Raw genomic sequence first — 19,479 nt, 5'->3', positions numbered from 1 at the left:
GAGTCGGACGAAGCGTCCGGGGCAGGTGTTTCCAGCCGTGGCGAGCATTGCTTCCTGAAATGATAAGCGCGTCAGCCCCCAATTTGTGCTCGGCCTGTGGAGCGGAACTGTTTCCGGACGCTCCTGAAGGCTCGTGCGCGCGATGCCTCATGAACCTGGCGCTTGGGGCGTCTGCCGAACCGGTGGAGAGGGAGACAGAGGCGGATCGGGGCAGCTCTGAGGAGGAGGGAATGGTGATTGGCCGCTACAGGCTGCTGGAGAGATTGGGTGAGGGCGGGTTTGGAACGGTCTGGGGTGCCGACCAGATGGAGCCTGTGCGGCGCCGCGTGGCGCTGAAGATCATCAAGCTGGGAATGGACACCAGACAGGTAGTGGCCCGGTTCGAAGCCGAGCGCCAGGCCCTGGCCCTCATGGACCATCCCAACATTGCCAGGGTGCTTGACGCAGACGCCACCACCTCCGGCAGGCCTTTCTTCGTCATGGAACTGGTGCATGGCACTCCGATCACCCGGTATTGCGGTCAGGCGCAACTTGAGATCGAAGAGCGGCTCGGCCTGTTCATCAAGGTTTGCCATGCCATCCAGCACGCGCATCAGAAAGGGATCATCCACCGCGATATCAAGCCGTCGAACATCCTGGTGGAGCTGCAGGACGGAAGACCGGCGCCAAAGGTCATCGACTTCGGCATCGCAAAAGCCACGCAGGGAGAGCTGACCGACAAAACCATCTACACGCAGTTTCATCAACTCATCGGCACACCCGCCTACATGAGCCCTGAACAGGCGGACTCGAGCGGATTGGACATCGATACCCGCAGCGACATCTACAGCCTCGGGGTGCTGCTCTACGAACTGTTGACCGGCACCACACCCTTCGACACCAGGGAACTCACCCAAGCGGGCCTGGAAGGGGTGAGGAAGATCATCCGCGAACGCGAGCCGCTCCGCCCGAGCACGCGATTGAGCCAACTCCAGCATAGCCCCCAATCGCAAATCGCAAACCGCAAATCCAAAATCGAACATGACCTCGACTGGATCGTGATGAAGTGCCTAGAGAAGGACCGCCGGCGCCGCTACGACACGGTGAACGGCCTGGCGACGGATCTGCAGCGCCACCTCGATAACGAGCCTGTCACGGCCCGGCCGCCCTCGCTCGGCTATCGGTTGCAGAGGGCCTGGCGCCGGCACAAGATGGCATTCACCGCCGCGGCCCTTGTTGCTGTGGCGCTGGTGGGCGGCATTGCAGTCAGCACCTGGCAGGCGGTGGTGGCCGGCAGCGAAAGACAGGTTGCCCAGGAGGAGCGCGACAGGGCGCAGGAAGCACGATACGAGGCCACACGCCTGCAGCAGGCCGAAGAGCAGGCGCGCCATCGGGCCGAAGCGGGCGAAGCCGAGCTGCGCCGGCTCAGCCTGAACCTGGCGTTTGACCGGGGACTGGCGTTGTGCGAGGGGGGCAAAGTGCGCGAAGGGATGCTGTGGCTGGTGCGCACCTTGGATCTGGCACCGTCCCACGAGATCGAGCTGCGGCGCGTGTTGCGCGAGAATCTGGCCGCCTGGCGGTTCCGGGTGCATCCGCTCCGAAACATCTTTCCCCACCCGCATCAGGTGTACGCGGCCGAGTTCAGTCCTGACGGGCGTCACCTGCTGACCGGCTGTGCAGACGCGGTGGCCCGGCTCTGGGATCTGGACTCGGGACGGCTGATCCGGGAATACACGGGGCATGAAGGGTACATTCATGACGTTGGCTTCAGTCCGGATGGTGCCCGCATCGTCACGGCGGCCTGGGACAAGACCGCACGAACCTGGGAGACAACGTCCGCCCGGCAAATTGGCCCGCCGCTCCTCCATGACGCCGGCGTTTACGCCGGGCGTTTCAGTCCGGATGGATCGCGGCTGCTGACTGCTACGGGCGACGGCACGGCGGTGTTCTGGGACGCGGAAACGCTGGTGAAGACGGATGAACTCTCCCACACGTCCGGACTGCACTATGCCGTGTTCAGTCCGGACGGTTCCATGATTCTGGCCGCTTCGCTTGAATCCTATGCCTATCTTTGGGTTCTCACCTCCGGACCGGAACAGGTCCACGCCTTTCAGCACAGTGGCAGGGCCTACGCAGCCGCCTTCAGTCCGGATGGCCGGCGTGCCGCGACCGGTGGCGAGGATCAACTGGTTCAGTTCTGGGATGTGGAGACTGGTCTGCCGGACGGTTCGCCTCTGAGACATTCAGGTGACGTCCACGCGCTGGCCTTCAGCCCCGACGGTTCCTGGCTGGCGGCGGCGGTGCTCGACAACAGCGCGCGCCTCTGGGATGCCCGCACCGGTGAAGCGTTCGAGACACCACTCGAACACCAAACGCCTGTTGAAGCGATCGCCGTGAGCCCAGATGGACTCTTTGTCGCGAGCGGCAGCACAGATGGACGAGTCTGCCACTGGCAAATCGAGCCCCGCGCCCGGCCGGTGGGGCCAGAGTTCCCGCACGATCAGATGGTGTTTGCGGTGGCATACAGTCCGAACGGAGGGGAAATCATCACGGGATGCGAAGATGGCAAAGCCCGGCTCTGGGATGTTCGCACGGGCGATTTGCTCCGCGAACTTCCACATGAAAAGGGAGTGCAAACCGCCGCCTTCAGTCCGGTCGGTTTCCGAGTGGTCACCGGCAGTGGGGATGCCGCCTACATCTGGAATATGGAAACCGGGGAACAGATCGGGAAACCGCTCAAACACGGTCAAATGGTCAGATCCGCCACGTTCAGCTCCGACGGCCGTTACGTTCTGACCGGCTCTCTCGATCAAACAGCGCAACTCTGGGATGCCGCCACCGGCGACCCCGTTGGGCCGCCTTTCGAACAGCAAGACGCCTCGATATGGAGTGTGGCATTCTCTCCTGATGGTGAGTTCATCCTCACGGCCAGCCATAACCATCTGGTGCATCTGTGGGATCGGGCCACGCGCCGGGCCATTCGCAGCTTTCGACATCGCGCTCTGGTTCGTGGCGTCGCCTTCCACCCCGAGGGCTCGCTCATTGCCAGCGCCAGTGACGACAACACTGCCCGATTCTGGAACCCGAACACCGGAGAGTCCGTCGGCCAGCCTTTGATTCATGATGGTCCGGTTGTGAATTTGAGCTTCAGCACGGATGGCGCGCGCCTTCTGACCACTGCTTCGCGCGCCGCCCGGTTGTGGGATGTGGCTACGGGGCGCCCGATTGGAGCACCCGTCCGCCACCCAAGTCTGATTTCCGCTGCCGCCCTGAGTCCGGACGGCTCGCGCCTGGTGATCGCCGGGGCCGATGGATTGACGCGGATGTGGGAGGTCGCCACCGAACCGCTTCCCGGCGATGCCGAGCAGGTGCGGCTTTGGGTGCAGGTGCTCACTGGCATGGAACTGGACGAAAGCGGGAATGCGCGGCTTCTGGATGCCGAGGTCTGGCTCGAGCGCCGTCGCGCTCTTGAGACTCAAGGCGGGCGTCTCGCAAACATGAATGGGTCGCTCAACAGCCCCTGACTTCGAGATCCCCTCCCCAAGAGACGACTCCGTCGAGGTTTCCCTGTAACCTTTTCCGTCCTTCCCTGTGGAAAGAAGTGGTGCGGGGTGTTGCATCAGCGTGGTTCTCAGGAGCCAAACAACAATCAAAGCGACAGTCCATGCCAACCACGAATCAACGCAAACTGACCCGCCATCTACCCGCGGGTCGAAGAATCCGGATATGAGCATTTCACTGAATCAAGCCGTTGACATGGTCGTGAAGGGCATCGCTCCTGACGAGAAAACACAAAGTGTCAGAGTAGGGAAGCACGATTTTTACATCAGACCATTAAATGGAAACAGAAATCTTCTGCGGCCCGACGAAACAAGCTATTTCAGGCATCAGCATTTTGGCAAAGATGACCGGGTCTTCTATTCGATCAAGCTCAAACCCAAGAAGACCTACGATGCAAGGATTACAAGAATTCAGTATCGCGGGCCACTGAACAGCGGGACAAAGAAGCTGAACCTTCAGGTCGGCGGTTTGCTGAAAGATTTGGGCACGAATGGGCAGGTCGCCTCCAAGGTTTTGAATTTCCTTGCGGAATTGAAGCTGCAGAGATTGATCGACGGCGAATGGGAGGTCGAAGCAGCGAAGATCGTTGATGCAATCGGGGCACGAATGGCCGCCAGTGGATAGTAGTTGCCGAGCCGCACCCTCCTCGCCGGAAAGCACGCTCAAAAGGAATGCAGGAAATCATGCAATCACCGTTGAAATGGCTTCACGAACTGTTATCGGATCCCGGACGCCCGTTCTGGCGCGTACTGTTATTTGGCGCAGCAGGAGGGGCGCTCGGTCTGATCTCGGCAGCCTTGTCGAACACAGTCCAGGTAGCGTGGTTCCCGGTGGAGCCATCCTGGATTTCTCTTCTGGGCGCACATTGCGCCCTGGGGGCTGGTGCTGCGCTGGTTGCGGTGTTTGTTCTGACGGGCATTGATGCAAAGGACGTCCTCCGCTGCTGCGGGGTGGCGCTGTTGGCGGGGTATCTTTGGGATCCGGTCTTCAGGCTGGGAAGCAGCTATATAAGACTCAAAGAAGAACAAAACGAGACTCTTGCTGCTGATATCTCAAGGAGTGAGATGCAGATGCGGCTGGTCATTCGGCAGTTAGAGGCTTCACCGACCGATCCTGCCTTGATCGGCGAAGGCGGGGATCTGGCCGCCCGTCTGACCCGACAGGCGGCCGAGGTCCGCAGCAGAGCGGTAAGAGCCGCGGCAGAGCTCTCCGTCAATCGCTACGTGCACCTCCTTAAGTCCACGCCGGGCACCAACAATATCGCGGCGATTAGAGCGTTGGATCGTTTGGACCGGGAGGCGAGCGCAGTTGGCCACGTCTCGATCAGCGCGGTGGCCCGGGAGGCTATTGAGATGATTCCAGTTACAACAAACAGCAGTGCAGCTCAGGTCAGGGACCGGCTTCGGGATCATCGGACCGGTGGAGCCGAAGTGCGCATTACTGCAAGGTAGTGAGTCACCGCAGGGCCCGAGTACCCGAGGAGCGAACGGTGTCACCGGTTGGAATCGATGGTCGTCGGGCTTCATCGGTGCCAGAAGGCGTCCGGTGACGGCTATCTGGCGGGGTTGCGGGCGGACGTGATCTGTGGAGGGACATGGCGGAGGGATGCATAGAGGCCGACGGCCTCGGGCGCAACGACAAGAGGTTGCGGTAATACAACCTGCACAAGACCTTCGCCGGCCTGCGCGATCCGTGGGTCACTTCGGATTGGCCTTCTTCCTCTCTGAACGGCCCGTAGTACAAGCCACTGCGTCGAGTGGCGCAAGGGCGCCGCATTTCTTCTGTAACCTTCGTCGTTTTTCTCTGTGGAAATGGGCAGCCCGCACGGGCTGCGCCAGAGGACGCCCGGGGCGTGCAAAAGGCAAACACACCCGCCGGCCTTGCGCCGGTCGAAAGGACAATCATTTGATGAATCGAGCAACGACCGTACGAACAAGACTCGTTCGCACCACACGCATTCTCCTGGGCTCTCTGATCATGGGGGCCTGCCTCGCTGCTGACGGGGCGGCCCACGAAGGCCAGCGCGCTGGCAGAACGGTTTGGAGCTGGGGCGGCAACGGCGCCGGGCAGTTGGGCGTTGGTGACACCTTGACCCGATCCGTTCCGGTCCAGGTACCGTTTCCCGAGAAAGAGGATGGTGCTTTCGCAGACATCGTGGCAGTGGCAGCCGGAGCGGGCAACGTCGCGCATACCATGGCGCTGGATGCCGATGGAACAGTCTGGGCGTGGGGCAGCAATTCCCAAGGCCAGCTTGGCGACGGCACGCGAACGGGGCGCAGGCTTCCCATCCGGGTTTTGAATGAGAACGGGGAGCAGCCGCTCCGCAACATCAGGGCCATCGCTGCGGCGAGCGGTGGCTTCCCGGGGCCGGACAGCGGGTCCGAAGGCCATTCGCTGGCCCTGGACAGCGACGGCACTGTATGGGCCTGGGGCAGCAACTCCAACGGTCAGCTTGGTGACGGCACCACGGCAGGGCGCCTGCTGCCGGGCCGGGTGCTGGACGAGACCGGCCTGCGTCCGCTTGAAAACATCGTGGCCATTGCCGCCAACAATCGCCACTCGCTGGCTCTGGACGCGGCGGGAGCAGTTTGGGCCTGGGGCAGTAATGGACACGGCCAGCTCGGCGACGGGACGAGGGTTCGCCGCACACTTCCCGGGCGTGTGCAGTTTCCAACGGACACAGATACAGATGGGGGACCGCCGGTTCGGATCGTCGCCATCGTGAGCGCCCTGTATCACATTCTGGCCCAGGATTCGGATGGTATGCTCTGGTCGTGGGGGCACAATGACCGCGGCCAGGTGGGTGACGGGACGATGGGAAGCTCTCTTACGGACAGTTCGAATGACCGGCTGAGACCGGTTGCGGTGCGGGATTCGTCCGGCGGCGAAGGATTGGGCAGGAGTCAGAGGATAGTGGCTGTCGCCGGGGGCGGGCGGCACTCGTACGCGCTCGATGCGGCGGGCCTGGTCTGGGCGTGGGGCATCAACATCTGGGGTGAGCTCGGTGATAACAGCGGAAGAGATCGCGCTGTGCCAGGATATGTCCTGGCGAACGCAGATGAGTTTATCGCGTTTGATCTGCATTTGATGGCTTCCATCGAAGGTCCGGCCTCAATTCCCGCCGAGAACGCAAGCGCCGTTTATGTGGCACAACAGCCGGATGGTGCGCTGCACTTCCGCATTTTCGATGAAAGGGGAGCGAAAGTGATCGACCTGCCCGAAGCCGGCATTTCCGATGAGAAAGTGCGCACTTTGATCAGAAACCGGCTCGCCAACCTGTGGGATCGGGAAGAGTTTATGGTTGCTGAGAAGCGGCCGGTGATGACTTCGATTGCCGCCGCAGTCGGCTATATGCGCACACTGACTGACATTGTCAGCATCGCGGGAGGCGCTGGGCACGGATTGGCTGTGACCTCAGACGGAGCCATTTGGGGGTGGGGCAGCAACGCCTCGGGCCAGCTCGCGGTGCCGGGCAGTTCCAATCGTCTCACCCCGGTCCGGGCACAGCTCCCGGCCGGCGAGGATGGAACACCGCTGCTGCCGGTTACCATCGCCGCCGGCAATTCTCATTCGGTGGCGATCTTTGCGCCAGCGCCCAGATCCTTAATACTGGAGTACGACCGACTAGCCGAAGGCGTGCTGACGCTGATCTGGCAGCACTCCGATGGTGCCGAAGGAGTCGTTCTCGAGCAGTCCACCAGCCTGGATTTGGGAAGCTGGACCTCCGTTTCCCCGGACACTGCAGGACGGAAAGAGGTTGATTTGAAGGCTGCCGGCACTCTGTTTTTTCGGCTGCGGAAGCCGTGAGACCCGACCGAATCGCTGACTGGATGTTCGCGGATGCCTGTGCTGAAGGGTGGGCAGAACCCGGCTTCAGAGCCTGCATTCCTGGTGATTAATCCTTCACCACCTGGATCAGCGCCGGCCTTGATGCCTGGCCGTTGTCGGCGGTTGTTCGCAGGTGGAACAGGCGGCAGTGAGACTCCCGGGGTCACATCCCTGATTTTGACAATTGGGAACACCCACGGTGCGGGGCAGGCGCACCTGCCAGGAACGGAGATGGGAACCCGGAGAATTCTCCCCGGCGATGCTCCATGAACCCCGGAGGAAAGGAATTCGGGTTCCGACGACTGCATTGCGGCAGGCGCCGGAACCCGTTGTCCCCCCACCCCTGAAGGGGACAGAATCTGCGGAGCGCCTTACGGCGAGCGGAAGCGGTAGAGGCGCACGGGGGCGACGGCAGCCTCGGGATCGCGGAAGACGGCCTGGCCGTCCGTGAGGGTCACGGTGCCAACGACATTCCAGACCGGATCGGTAAGGTCGGAGGTGGCTTCCACGACGAGGACAAGCCCGGCGGCACCGGTGAGTGGGAAGCCCATCTTCCCCTCGACGATTCCAAAGCCGGCGCCCAAGGTGACCCGGGGATCCCACAACATCGTGGGGCGTCCGCCGAAGCGCGCTTCCCAGCCGGTTGTGCCCGCCCGGTAGTAAACCGTGGGGCCGTAGTCGTCTTCGTCGGGGTCCATGTCGTCTTCGAGGGGATTGGGCAGTCTTCCGAGGAACTCCGGCGCGTCGCCCTGGAAGTAGATGTGGGTGATGGTCGGCGGCGGCCAGTCTCCGGACATGAAGTCCGGTTCGAAGAGCAGACCGCCGAGGCGCCGGACACTGGCCGGGATGGTGATCTGTTGCAGGGCGCGGCACCTGGCGAAGGCGATGGAATCGATGGCTTCGAGGGTGTCGGGAAGCCGGATGTCAACGAGCCGCGAACACCCGGCAAAGGCCCCCTGGGGAATGGTGGTGATGCCGCGCCCGATCCGGACGCTGACGAGGCCCGTGCATTCCTGAAAGGCGCCGGACCCGAGGAAGGTCACGGTGTCGGGAATCTCCAGTGCACCAAGATGCACCGAGCCCGAGAAGGATGTGCTCTCGATGCGCCGGACACTGGCCGGGATGCGGTACTCTCCAGGCCGGCCGGCGGGATACGTCAGGAGGGTCTCGAGATCCCGGGTGAACACCACGCCTTCCACACTCACGAACCCGGCATTGTCGGCATGGATGTGAATGGCCTCCAGTTGGGAGGCCATCATGAACGCCGAACTGTGCAGGGTGGTGACAGTGGCCGGCAAGGTGACCTCCCGCAGGCCGGTCCATGCGAAGGCCATCTGCCCGATGCTCTGCAGGTTCTCAGGAAGCGTCACGTGGACCAGGTCGACACAGCGGGTGAAGGTCTCCGGCTCGATGGCGGTGATGCCGTTGGGGATGACGATGCTGGTGATGCCGCTCATGGAGAACGCCTGGGAGCCGATGGCAATCAGGCCTTCCGGCAGGGTGATCTTCTTGAGCCCGGTTTTGCCACGGAACGCTCCGCTGGTCACCCGGGTCACCGGCATTCCGTCGATCATGTCGGGAACGGTCAACTCGGCGGCGGCACCGGTGAAACCCGTGATGGTGATGGTTCCGGCGCTGCTGGTGGTGTACTCCCACACCACGGGCGGGGCCGAGCCGCCTTTCGCCTCGGCGAACGTGGTTGCCACCACCACATCGTCCACGGTCACGGCCCCCATCCCGTTCCCGCTGATCAGCCGTTGCCGGAAGGCGAACGCCTCGATCACCCCCGGGGCGCCGCCGTCCGAAGGAAACACGACTCCCGTGTCCTCGCTCTCGGGATCCACCCACAGCCGGGCGCCGAAGCCACCGGCGATGTCGAGTCGAACGACGACGCGGTAGGGTGTGTCGAGATTGAGATTCACCGGGTGAGTGCCGGTGGGAAAATGGAGGGCGGAGGCGATTCCGATGCGGAAGGTTCCTTCGGCCGCGCCCTGGGTGGTGGTGTAGATCCGTCCGACGGTTCGCGGGCCGTTGGCGGCGGAGAATGCGGCGAAATCGCTGCCTGTTCCGGAGGGCAACGTGGTGACCGTGACGGTGAAGCCCGCATACAAGGTGGAACCCTCCCCGTACGGCCCTCCGGGGAGGGGTGCTTCGACGATCTCGAATTCGCCTTCAACCGCCCGCAGGGCGCCATTCACAACCCGGATCTCGCCCGGTGCACCGGTCAGGGTCCGCCACACGGCACCCCCGGTTTCCACCAGCGGTCCGTCGGGATAGGAGAAGTTGTCCGAGAAGAGGATTTCAGCGGTCGCCGGAAGGGAGGCGGCGAGGGTTGCGGAAAGGACAAGGCGCCACGCCCTGCCCCTGAAACGATGCCCGGGGGGTAGTCGTCCGGGTGATGGAATTCCGGTGACAGGGGTTCCTCCGGGCGGGATGGCGGTCGTGGAGAAAGGACTGGGTGGGTGTGCGTTCATATCGGCGATGGTCGATGTCACTGTCTTTGCGCGACATATCGGGGCGATATGGGCCAAGAATATTGCGAGAGGTGCGAGGATCCGCAGAGGGACGCGGATATGGGAGGGGAGCGTCGGGTTGAGGACCAGTCCCGGGGCGTTGCCCCAGGCTGGTATGGAGATGCGCCGTTGGCGCGGAAGATGGTACACGCTTCAGCGTAAGCCTCCCAAACCACCCCGACACGCTGAAGCGTGCACACCCAACGAGGGCCCGGGGTGTGGGCTCGGAGGGCGGAGTTCCACGAGGCCGCAGGGGAGTGGTGCTTTGGGTTGAGGACTCGCGGAGCTCGTCCCTCCGATTCGCTCGATTCGCTTCAGCGGGAGGCGGACCGGGTGGGGTGTCAACGCCGGCGGGCGCGGTGGAACTGATGAGGGGTTCCGGCAGGGTCCGGGATCTCGATGTCCAGGGGGCCGGACTGCAGTTCGGCGTCGATCCAGGGAGTCCAGGTCCGGAGGTCGTCGCTCCGTTCCAGGCTGAACCCGAGTCCGGGAGGTCCTCCCACCTGGAGACTGAAGGCGCCCTGTCCGGGCCGACGCGTAAGGGTCAGCGTCAGAGGCGGTGGCGCGACCGGGTCGGCGACGAGGATGAGGCCGGCAGACTCGTGGGTGAGGAGGATATGGCCGTTGTGGGCGAGGAATCCCGAGGGAGGGGCGCCGGTCACCAAGGCCGCCACCTCCACCGGCTGGGCGGGGTTGGCGAGATCGTAGATGCGGGTCGGTTGCCGTCCGGTGACATAGAGATGGGTTGGAGTCGTCGCCACCGCTGTCGCGAAGCCGGTCGGAAAGGGCCCGAGGTATGCGGGAGCCGCAGGATTGGAGGCATCCACGATGTCCACCCCGATCGTGCCGATGGCGTAGTAGGCGTGGTGGCCGGAGACGGCGAAATGCTCGATGGGCGGCAGGCCGGGCATCATTCGGAGTGCGGGATGGTCGGGGTGGGTCAGGTCATAGATGGCCCGCATGCCCGATCGCTGGCTGGCGTAGAGCTGGTTCCCTGACACCACGAGGGTATCGGGCGCGACGGCAGCTCCGAGTTCCGCGGGGAACCGGACGGTGCGAAGGAGGCGGGGTTGGGTGGGATCACTGACATCGACCACCTGGAGGCCTGCTTCGCCGGCCACCGTTCCTCCCACATAGCAGCGATCTCCGAGTCCCAGCACTGCGCCGGGAGCGCGGATGTTGGCGATGGGCAGGGAACCCACGATCTGCGGGGTGGCCGGCTGGCGGATATCGATGACACTCAGGCCCGCTTCGCCCACGGCGAAGGCGAGATCGCCGGCCACGGATACCCCGGTGATGCGTGACCCCACGGTTGCCACCCTGACGGGTTGCTGTGGCTGCCCCAGGTCGATGACGTGCAGGCCCTGGAGCAGGTCCGGCACGTAGGCATGGCGTCCGGAAACGACCGGCCGCAGGGTGCTGCCAAAGGCTTCCTCGAAGCCGTCCTGTCGGCGGGCGGCCGGATCGTCGAGCGGATGAACCCGTCGGGGTTGGGCGGGGTCGCGAAGGTCGATCAGGCGGATTCCGCCGCCTCCCAGCGAGCCGATGTCGGTGACGAAGGCGTGGTGGCCTGCGACGACGAGGCCCTGCCAGTCGCCTTCGGCCGGACCCAGTTGCAGGTGGCCGGTGCGGATGGGGGCGGTGGGATCGGAGACATCCACCGCTCGCAAACCGCCGGTTCCGGCCGCCACCCAGGCCTGAGTTCCGACCACGGCGACCCGTCCCCCGTTGGAGAAAGGCGCGCCTTCGTTGCCGGGTTCCTGTCCAAGGAGGACCGGGGCCGCGGGGTCTGCCAGATCGAACACGGCCAAGGCGCCGGTGACGGCATCGAGGGCGTAGCCACGTCCGTCCAGAAGGGCTTCAAAGAGGACGGTGGTCGAGGCGATCCGGACGGGTTCGAGCGGCTGGGTGAGGTCGAAGAATTCGCCGCCGTCGTTGCCCCAGGTGAAAGCCAGGTTGCCCGAGACGAGAATCACCCAAGGAGATGGCCCGGTTTCGAAGGTCCCGACCTGGCGCGGGCCGGTGGGTTCGGAGAGGTCAAGGATGGCACCACGGTCGGATCCCGGGTCCACGACGTAGGCGAGATGCCCCTGGATGGCGAGGGCGCCACCCGGGACGTCGAGCGCGCCGACGGCGACGGGACGGGCCGGATCGCTGATGTCCAGGACGTGAAACGACTGGCCTGTGGCGTAGAGGTGATTTCCCGCGGTGGCGAGACTGCCAAAGCTGGTGGGCTGTTCGAAGACGCCCAGCCAGGCGGGCCGGGAGGGATCGGTGAGGTCGAAGCGGGACAGTCCCTGGGCGGAGACATAGGCATGCCCGTGGGTTACCACCAGACTTCGCGCCCAGCCGCGCGGGAGTTCCGGCCATTGTCCCACGATTTCGCCGGGAGGGATCGCCTGCACGGCAACGGCCTGGAATCCCACCAGGCACGCGAGCATGGCGGCGCCGTGGTGGGGTTTGGGGCGGACCGGGAGGGATTCGGGATTGGCACCCTGGCGGGGAGTCGAGGGATGGTACGGCGGGTGGAGGGTCAATGGATGGGGGCTGGGTGTCGGATTCATCGGATTCGTTCGAGTGGGTTGGGCTGATTACGGGGCAGCATCGGGATGGGAAGGACGCAGCAGGAGGCGGGCTTCCTGGGCGGCCAGGGCGAGGATGAAGTCGTTGCAGGTGAATTCGTTCATCGGGGGCACACGGCCATCCACTGGCCATGGCCTGGCGGTCTCGAGACTCTCCTCGAAGAGCTGTCGTGCCTGGACTGCGTCGCCCGTGCGGGACAGGCACATGCTCCGGTAGAGGCGGATGATGCCGCGGAGGCGCACGCGGTTCACCAGGCCGATCTGGCCGGCAGCGTCGTCGGCCTCGATGAGGGTTTGCACGGCGGCCGGGTACAGTCCGCTTCGGTACTGGGCCATGCCGAGGGCCAGGAGGAACCAGGAGTGCATGGGATGTTCCCGACCGGTCTCGACGGTCCGCTGGGCGAGGGCCAAGGCCTGGGCGGCTTGGGAAGGGTTGGGGTAGTCCCGCAAACCGGCCAGGCGGCCGACCCAACCTCCGTGAACGGGGTTGACGATGCCTGGAGACCAGGCGAGCAGGCGGGCGCGGGTCCGCTCATGTCCCTCGGGATCGTTGCGCCAGAGCTGGAGCACGGCGAGGTCGAGTGCGGACTCGGGATTGAGGTTGTCGCCCGTCGAGAGGTTTTCCAGGAGCTGCATCGCCTCGTCGGGTCGTGCCACCTGGAACAGCGCGGACGCCAGGGCGAGTCCGGCGCGGTAGGTGTTGGGGTCCTGACTGCCGAAGAGGCGGCTGAACAAGGGCAGGGCGGCTTCGAGGACACGAATGGCCTCGTTCGGGCGATGGGCGGCACCGAAGGCGCGGCCGAGGCTCACCAGCCAGAAGGCGGTACCGCGGGAATCCGGTCCGAAGGTTCTGAGAACCTCCCGTTCGGCCTCGGCACACAGGGCAGCCGCTTCGTCGTGACGTTCCACGTGGGCCATTGCGGTGGCCAGCAGGGCGAGGCGGCTGGCGGTGAGGGTGCTGTTGGGGTCATGGCGCCGGGCGATGGCATGACTTTCCTCCAGCACCCGGATGGCGTCGTCCCAGCGGGTTCCGCCGGAATGGTGGAGGTAGAGGTTTCCGAGGGCCTCCATGAGGCCGAGGCTTTCGGTATCCCCGGCGGACTGACGCATGCCCAGGACGGCGGCCTCCCCGAGTTCGGCGGCCTCGTCGATGCGGCCGACCCGGGCGTAGGCTTCGGCGAGTTTCATCTGGGCCTGCAGGGTGTTGGGAGCATTGGGATCCGAGAGCTTCCGACCGAGCGCGACCACCTCCTCGAACGACCGGATGGCGTCCGCGGTGCGGCCGGCACCGAGTTGAAACCAGGCGAGGTTGTTCAGGATGGTGCGAGTCTCCTGATGTTCCGGTCCCAACACGCGGCGGGACAACTCGAGAGCCTGCTCCGACAACCGGATCTTCTCCGCGCCGGGACTGGCATCTCCGAAGGGGGTATAGAGCGCCAGGCGCATCAGGGCCCCGATGGTATCGGGGTGTTCCTGACCCTTCTCCCGCCGGGTCTGTTCCAGATTGGCCGCGGCCAGTTCGGTATGGCGCTCGAAGGAATTCTGGGTCGTTCCGCCCATGTAGAAGAGGCTCAATTCGGCGTTCCGGGTGTCCGTGTGGTCCGGGCCCAGGTGTTCCCGCCGGATCTCCAGCACTTCGCGAACCATTCGGAGGGCATCCTCCTGGCGGTCGATCATGCGGTTCCAGGAATAGGCGAGTTCGATCATGGCGCTGAGGCGGTCGGGATGTTCGGGCGGCAGTTGCCGGTTCCGGACGGTCACCACCTCCTCCCGGAGTGCCGCGGCCTCCTGCCAACGTCCCAGGCCATGGCGGGCCGAGGCCAGCTTCGCCTTGAGTTCAATGGCGAGCGGATGGTCCGGGCCCGAGACTTCGTGGCGATACGCCAGCACCTGTTCGAAGAGGGGAGCCGCCTCCCGGAACAGGCTCAGGCCCAGGTAAGTCTCGGCCATGGCGGTACGCAGCGTCGCCTGGCGCCCAGGCTGCCCGGCCAGCTCCCGTGCCACCCGTTCCGCCGCCCGGCCCAGCGTGGCGGCCACGGTGACGTTCCGGCCCTCCACGTTGGGATCCGGGCTCCGGAAGAGGTCTCCCAGGAAGCGCGCCAGCGCTTCGGCCTCTTCGCGTGCCTCCGACTCGGCGTGGGCCCGGGCCACCGCCTCGCGGCGCGCCTCGCGTTCGGAATGCGCCGCTTCTCCGGCACGTTGGGCCTCCCGGCTGGCCCGTTCCGCCTGCCAGGCGCTGAACGCGGTGGCCATCACCAGCACGCAGGCAATGGCCAATGCCACGCCGAACGCGGCGCGGTTCCGCCGAAGCGCCTTCCGCAACCGATAGGCCGCGCTCGGTGGCCGGGCCAGGACGGGTTCGCAATTCAGGTGCCGCCTCAGGTCGTCGGCGAGTCCGTTGGCTGTCTCGTAGCGACGGGTCCGGTCCTTTTCGAGGCACCGCATCACGATCCAGTCGAGATCGCCCCGAAGCTGGCGCAGCAATCGTGGCGGCTCGGTGGACCGGCGCTTGGCGGTGGTGCTTTGTTCGTCGTTCCCCAGGGTTGCCAGGCGGGTGCTTGGGGGCACGGGTTCCTGTTCCCGCACCATCCGGCGCATGGCATCCAGGCCGACCGCCATCAGGCGTTTCGGTTCGAACGGGGTCCGGCCCGACAGCAGCTCGTAGAGCAGCACTCCGAGACTGTAGATGTCGCTGCGGGTGTCCACATCGAGGCTGGTCATCTCCGCCTGTTCCGGACTCATGTACGCCGGTGTGCCGATGAACTGGTGGAGCTGCGTCACGACGGTCGCGTCGCCGAGCTTGCCCTCCGTCGCCTTGGCGATGCCGAAGTCGATGATCTTCGGCACCGGCACGCCGTCATGATCGCCGACCAGAATGTTCGAGGGTTTGATGTCGCGGTGGATGACCCCTTTTTGGTGGGCGTGCTGGATGGCCTGGCAGACCTGGATGAAGAGGTTGAGGCGATCGACGGTGCAGAGGTGGTTCTGATCGCAGTACTCCGTGATGGGAATGCCATGGACCCGTTCCATCACGAAATAGGGGCGGCCGCGCGCGGTGGCGCCTCCATCGAGGACCTTGGCGATGTTCGGATGGTCCATCAGGGCCAGGGCCTGGCGTTCCCCTTCGAAACGGGCGACCACCGACTGGGTGTCCATCCCGAGCTTGATGATCTTGAGCGCCACGCACCGTCGCACCGGCTCGGTCTGCTCGGCGACATACACCACGCCGCAGCCGCCTTCGCCGAGCTTCTCCAGCAACTTGTACCGCCCGATGACCTCGCCGGGTTGTTCGCCGGGCGACGCGTTGGCGGGCAGGGGAGGATGGGGTCCCGGTTTGCCTGGCAGGAAGGCCGTGGCCACCTCGTGCGCCACCAGCAGCGCCTGAACGCGTTCGAGCAACGCATCGTCCCCGGCGCAGCTCTGAAGCAGGAACGCCTCCCGCTCCGCCGGGTCGCCGATATCGAGGGCCTGCTCGAAGATCTCCTTCTCGCGATGGGGGGGCGTCATGGGAGAAGGGGGGGCCGGGGGCGTGTTGGTTGGAAGACCATGGTGGGGGTGGATGATGCCCGGCGTGTCCAAGCCGGCGAGTCACCCCCCCAGCGCGCCGTTTCAGAGGGAAATGGGCCAGGGAAATTGGAAGGGCGGCCGTTGCGGGTTTCAGCGCGGCGGGCGCTGGAGGTTGGGCGGCGGCGAACGGCGGAGGACGGAGACCGGGGTCGGAACGGGTTGCGCCCGTTGCCCGGGCTGCATGGATACGGCTGAGGGGCTTCGGCGACCCAAGGCAGGGGTGACGCTGCCGGGATTCGAAGCCTCGATGCCGGGTTCGAACGCTGGCTAGACTCTGGAACCCGTTCGGGCTTCCCCGAGCCGCAGGGCCCGAGGCCAGGTGGGGAGGGTCGGGATCAGCGTCCGCAGCACTGTTTGAACTTCTTGCCGCTTCCGCAGGGGCAGGGGTCGTTGCGGCCGACCTTGGGACCGGGGCGCTGCTGGGGTTTGGTGCTGCGGGAAACCTCGTCGGCGACCTCGTCCACGACGGCAGCGCCGCGTTCGCGTTCCTCGGGGGAGATCTGGGCGGCGGGGGAGGGGGCGGGACCGAAGGCGCTGACCTCGGCGTGGAGGGTCTTCTGGGGGAGCTTCCGGAGGAAGTTCTGGAAGGCCATGAGGCTGGAGGCGGAGAGGAAGATGTTGCGGCAGATCTCGCTCTTCACGTTGACCATGAGCTCCTCGAAGAGCTTGAAGGCCTCCGACTTGTACTCGATGAGGGGATCGCGCTGACCGTAGGCGCGGAGGGAGATGGACACGCGGAGGCTGTCCATGTTGTAGAGGTGCTCCTGCCACTGGCGGTCGATGGCGCTGAGCATGGTGTAGCGCTCGACGGTTTTGAGGGCGTCGGGATTCTCGACGCTGATCTTGAGATCGTAGGCGCGGCGGACGGCGTCGCAGATGAAGGTGGCCACCGCGAACTGATGGGCGGACAGGCCATCGAAGAGGGACTGGGGCAGCGGGGTTTCGGTGCCGGAACGGGCGGCGGTGAGGACTTCCTCCTCGGGCAGACCGAGAGGGAAGGTGAGGTTCGCCCAATCGACCAGGCTGCGGAGGTTCCACGAATCGAGTTCATCGCCGTCGTCGGTGAACTGGCGGACCTTGTCCACCACCACCTCCTCGAGGATGTCCATGAGGCGGTCACGGACATCGTCGGAGCGGATGATGTCGTTGCGGAAGCCGTAGATGACCTCGCGATGACGGTTCATGACGTCATCGAACTCGAGGGTGCGCTTGCGGATCTGGAAGTGGTGCTGCTCGACGCGTTTCTGGGCCTGCTCGATGGAACGGTTGAGGAGGGGATGCTCGAGTTCCTGACCCTCCTCCAGGCCCATCTTTTCCATGTAACGGATGATGCGGTCGGAGCCGAACAGGCGCATCAGGTCGTCCTCGAGGGAGAGGAAGAAGTGGGAACTGCCGGGATCGCCCTGGCGGGCGCAGCGGCCGCGGAGCTGGCGGTCGATGCGGCGGGCCTCGTGGCGTTCGGTGCTGACGACGTGGAGGCCGCCGATTTCGGGGACACCGGGTCCGAGTTTAATGTCCGTTCCGCGGCCGGCCATGTTGGTGGCGATGGTGACCGAGCCGCGCTGACCGGCGCGGGAGACGATCTCGGCCTCCTGCTCGTGGAACTTGGCGTTGAGGACGGAGTGGACGATGCCGGCCTTCTTGAGGAGGCGGGCGAGATGTTCGCTGGCCTCGACGGAGACGGTGCCGACGAGGATGGGGCGGCCCTGTTGATGGACTTCGGAGATCTCGCGGATGACGGCGTCCCACTTCTCCCGTTTGGTCTTGTAGACGGTGTCGTGGGCATCCTTGCGGAGGCAGGGTTTGTTGGTGGGGATGACGAGAACGCCGAGGTGATAGATGTCGAGGAACTCCTGGGCCTCGGTTTCCGCGGTGCCGGTCATGCCGGCGAGCTTGGTGTAGAGGCGGAAGTAGTTCTGGATGGTGATGGTGGCGTAGGTCTGGGTCTCGCGCTCGATTTCGACGCCCTCCTTGGCCTCGACCGCCTGGTGGAGGCCGTCGCTCCAGCGGCGGCCGGGCAGGGCGCGGCCGGTGTGTTCGTCCACGATGATCACCTTGTTTTCGTGGACCACGTAATGGACGTCCTTTTCGAAGAGGCAGAAGGCCTTCAGGAGCTGGGAGATGACGTGGATCTTCTGGGCCCGGGACTCGAATTCCTTCTGGGCGGCCTGCTTGAGTTCGAGGCGCTGGCGGGCCTCGAGTTCGGGCTGGGAATCGATCTCGTGGAAGCGGGTCCCGATGTCCGGCAGCATGAAGGCGTCGGGATCGTCGGGGCGGAGAATCTGGCGTCCCTTTTCGGTGAGGTCGGAGTCGTGGCCTTTTTCGTCGATGGCGAAGAACAGTTCCTCCTTCTCGCCGTAGAGGAGTTTCTTGGTCTGGTCGGCGTGGAGGGAGAGCTCGGCCTTGTTCATGAGGCGGAGATTCTCGGCCGATTCGAGGAGGCGGAGGAAGGCGGGGAGGCGGGGTTGGCCCTGCTTGACGCGGAAGAGGAGGATGCCGATCTGGCGTTCGAGTTCGTCCTTGTCGGCGGGGTTGGAACCGTCTTCGGGGTGGAGTTTGCGGATCAGGGATTCGGCCTCCGACGCGAAGCGTTCGCAGAGGCGCCGCTGGGCATCGACGATGCGCTGGATGGCCGGCTTGAAGTCGTCGTAGATCTTGTTGTCGGTGTGGACCACCGCGGGGCCGGAGATGATGAGCGGGGTGCGGGCCTCATCGATGAGGATGGAGTCCACCTCGTCCACGATGGCGAAGTAGTGTTCGCGCTGGACCTGTTCGGCATGGGTGGTGGCCATGCCGTTGTCGCGGAGGTAATCGAAGCCGAACTCGGAGTTGGTGCCGTAGGTGATGTCGCAGGCGTACTGGGCGCGGCGGACGTCGGGGGATTGGTTGTGCTGGATGCAACCGACGGTCAGGCCGAGGAAGCGGTAGATGGCGCCCATCCATTCGCTGTCGCGGGAGGCGAGGTAATCATTGACGGTGACGACGTGGACGCCGCGGCCGGTGAGGGCGTTGAGGAAGGCGGGGAGGGTGGCGACGAGGGTCTTGCCTTCGCCGGTGGCCATTTCAGCGATCTTGCCGCTGTGGAGGGCCATGCCGCCGATGAGCTGGACATCGAACGGGATCATCTCCCAGACGATGGGGTGATTGCGGACGATGACCTCGGTGCGGCGTTCGGTGAGGCGGCGGCACGCGTTCTTGACCATGGCGAAGGCCTCGGGGAGGAGTTCGTCGAGCCGGGCGGCGAGAGCGGCCTTGTCGTCGATGGCCGACAGCTCCGCCTTCCAGGCGGCGGTCATATCGCGGAGTTCGTCGTCCGACCGGGATTGAAGGCCCTGTTCGAGGGCATTGATGCCATCCACCAAGGGACGGAGGCGCTTCACTTCGCGCTCGTTCTTGGTGCCGATGATTTTCCGGACGAAGTAACCCAGCATGGTCAAGCCCCGTTTGAA

The 19,479-nt window shown here is 64.8% G+C and carries 8 protein-coding genes; 4 read left to right on the top strand and 4 right to left on the bottom strand.

All coding sequences use genetic code 11. The annotated features are described in order from the left end of the window. Positions 1-47: 47 nt before the first annotated feature. The 4 genes from KF833_02115 (at position 48) to KF833_02100 (ending at position 7,347) form a co-directional block, all read left to right on the top strand. Positions 48-3,503: a serine/threonine protein kinase gene (locus KF833_02115; GenBank protein ID MBX3744080.1), complete on the top strand. Its 3,456-nt coding sequence runs from the start codon at positions 48-50 to the stop codon at positions 3,501-3,503. A gap of 202 nt (positions 3,504-3,705) precedes the next feature. Continuing rightward, positions 3,706-4,164, top strand: coding sequence for a hypothetical protein (locus tag KF833_02110; protein ID MBX3744079.1), 459 nt, complete (start codon positions 3,706-3,708; stop codon positions 4,162-4,164). 47 nt (positions 4,165-4,211) lie between these two features. Beyond that, positions 4,212-4,991, top strand: a complete 780-nt coding sequence (locus KF833_02105) for a hypothetical protein (GenBank protein MBX3744078.1) — start codon at positions 4,212-4,214, stop codon at positions 4,989-4,991. 742 nt (positions 4,992-5,733) lie between these two features. Further along, positions 5,734-7,347 (top strand): hypothetical protein, encoded by a 1,614-nt coding sequence (locus tag KF833_02100; GenBank protein ID MBX3744077.1) that lies wholly within the window; start codon positions 5,734-5,736, stop codon positions 7,345-7,347. Between the two features lie 392 nt (positions 7,348-7,739). Here KF833_02100 and KF833_02095 read toward each other — a convergent pair whose 3' ends face one another. From KF833_02095 to secA, 4 genes are all read right to left on the bottom strand, one after another. After that, on the bottom strand, positions 7,740-9,842 hold the full coding sequence (locus tag KF833_02095; protein MBX3744076.1) for a leucine-rich repeat domain-containing protein: 2,103 nt from the start codon (positions 9,840-9,842) through the stop codon (positions 7,740-7,742). Between the two features lie 380 nt (positions 9,843-10,222). Then, the gene (locus KF833_02090; GenBank protein MBX3744075.1) at positions 10,223-12,445 is read right to left on the bottom strand and encodes a hypothetical protein; all 2,223 of its coding nucleotides are present in this window, start codon (positions 12,443-12,445) and stop codon (positions 10,223-10,225) included. A 27-nt stretch (positions 12,446-12,472) separates the two neighbouring features. Continuing rightward, a complete protein-coding gene (locus tag KF833_02085; protein MBX3744074.1) occupies positions 12,473-15,970 on the bottom strand; it encodes a serine/threonine protein kinase in 3,498 nt (1,165 codons plus the stop codon). A 395-nt stretch (positions 15,971-16,365) separates the two neighbouring features. Further along, positions 16,366-19,461 carry a preprotein translocase subunit SecA gene (gene secA, locus KF833_02080; GenBank protein ID MBX3744073.1) on the bottom strand — a complete coding sequence of 1,032 codons (3,096 nt, stop codon included), beginning with the start codon at positions 19,459-19,461 and terminating at the stop codon, positions 16,366-16,368. Positions 19,462-19,479 lie beyond the last annotated feature (18 nt).

The sequence above is a fragment of the Verrucomicrobiia bacterium genome, from assembly GCA_019634625.1.
GTDB lineage: Bacteria > Verrucomicrobiota > Verrucomicrobiia > Limisphaerales > CAIMTB01 > CAIMTB01.
This window is presented reverse-complemented; position numbering and strand designations above follow the sequence as displayed.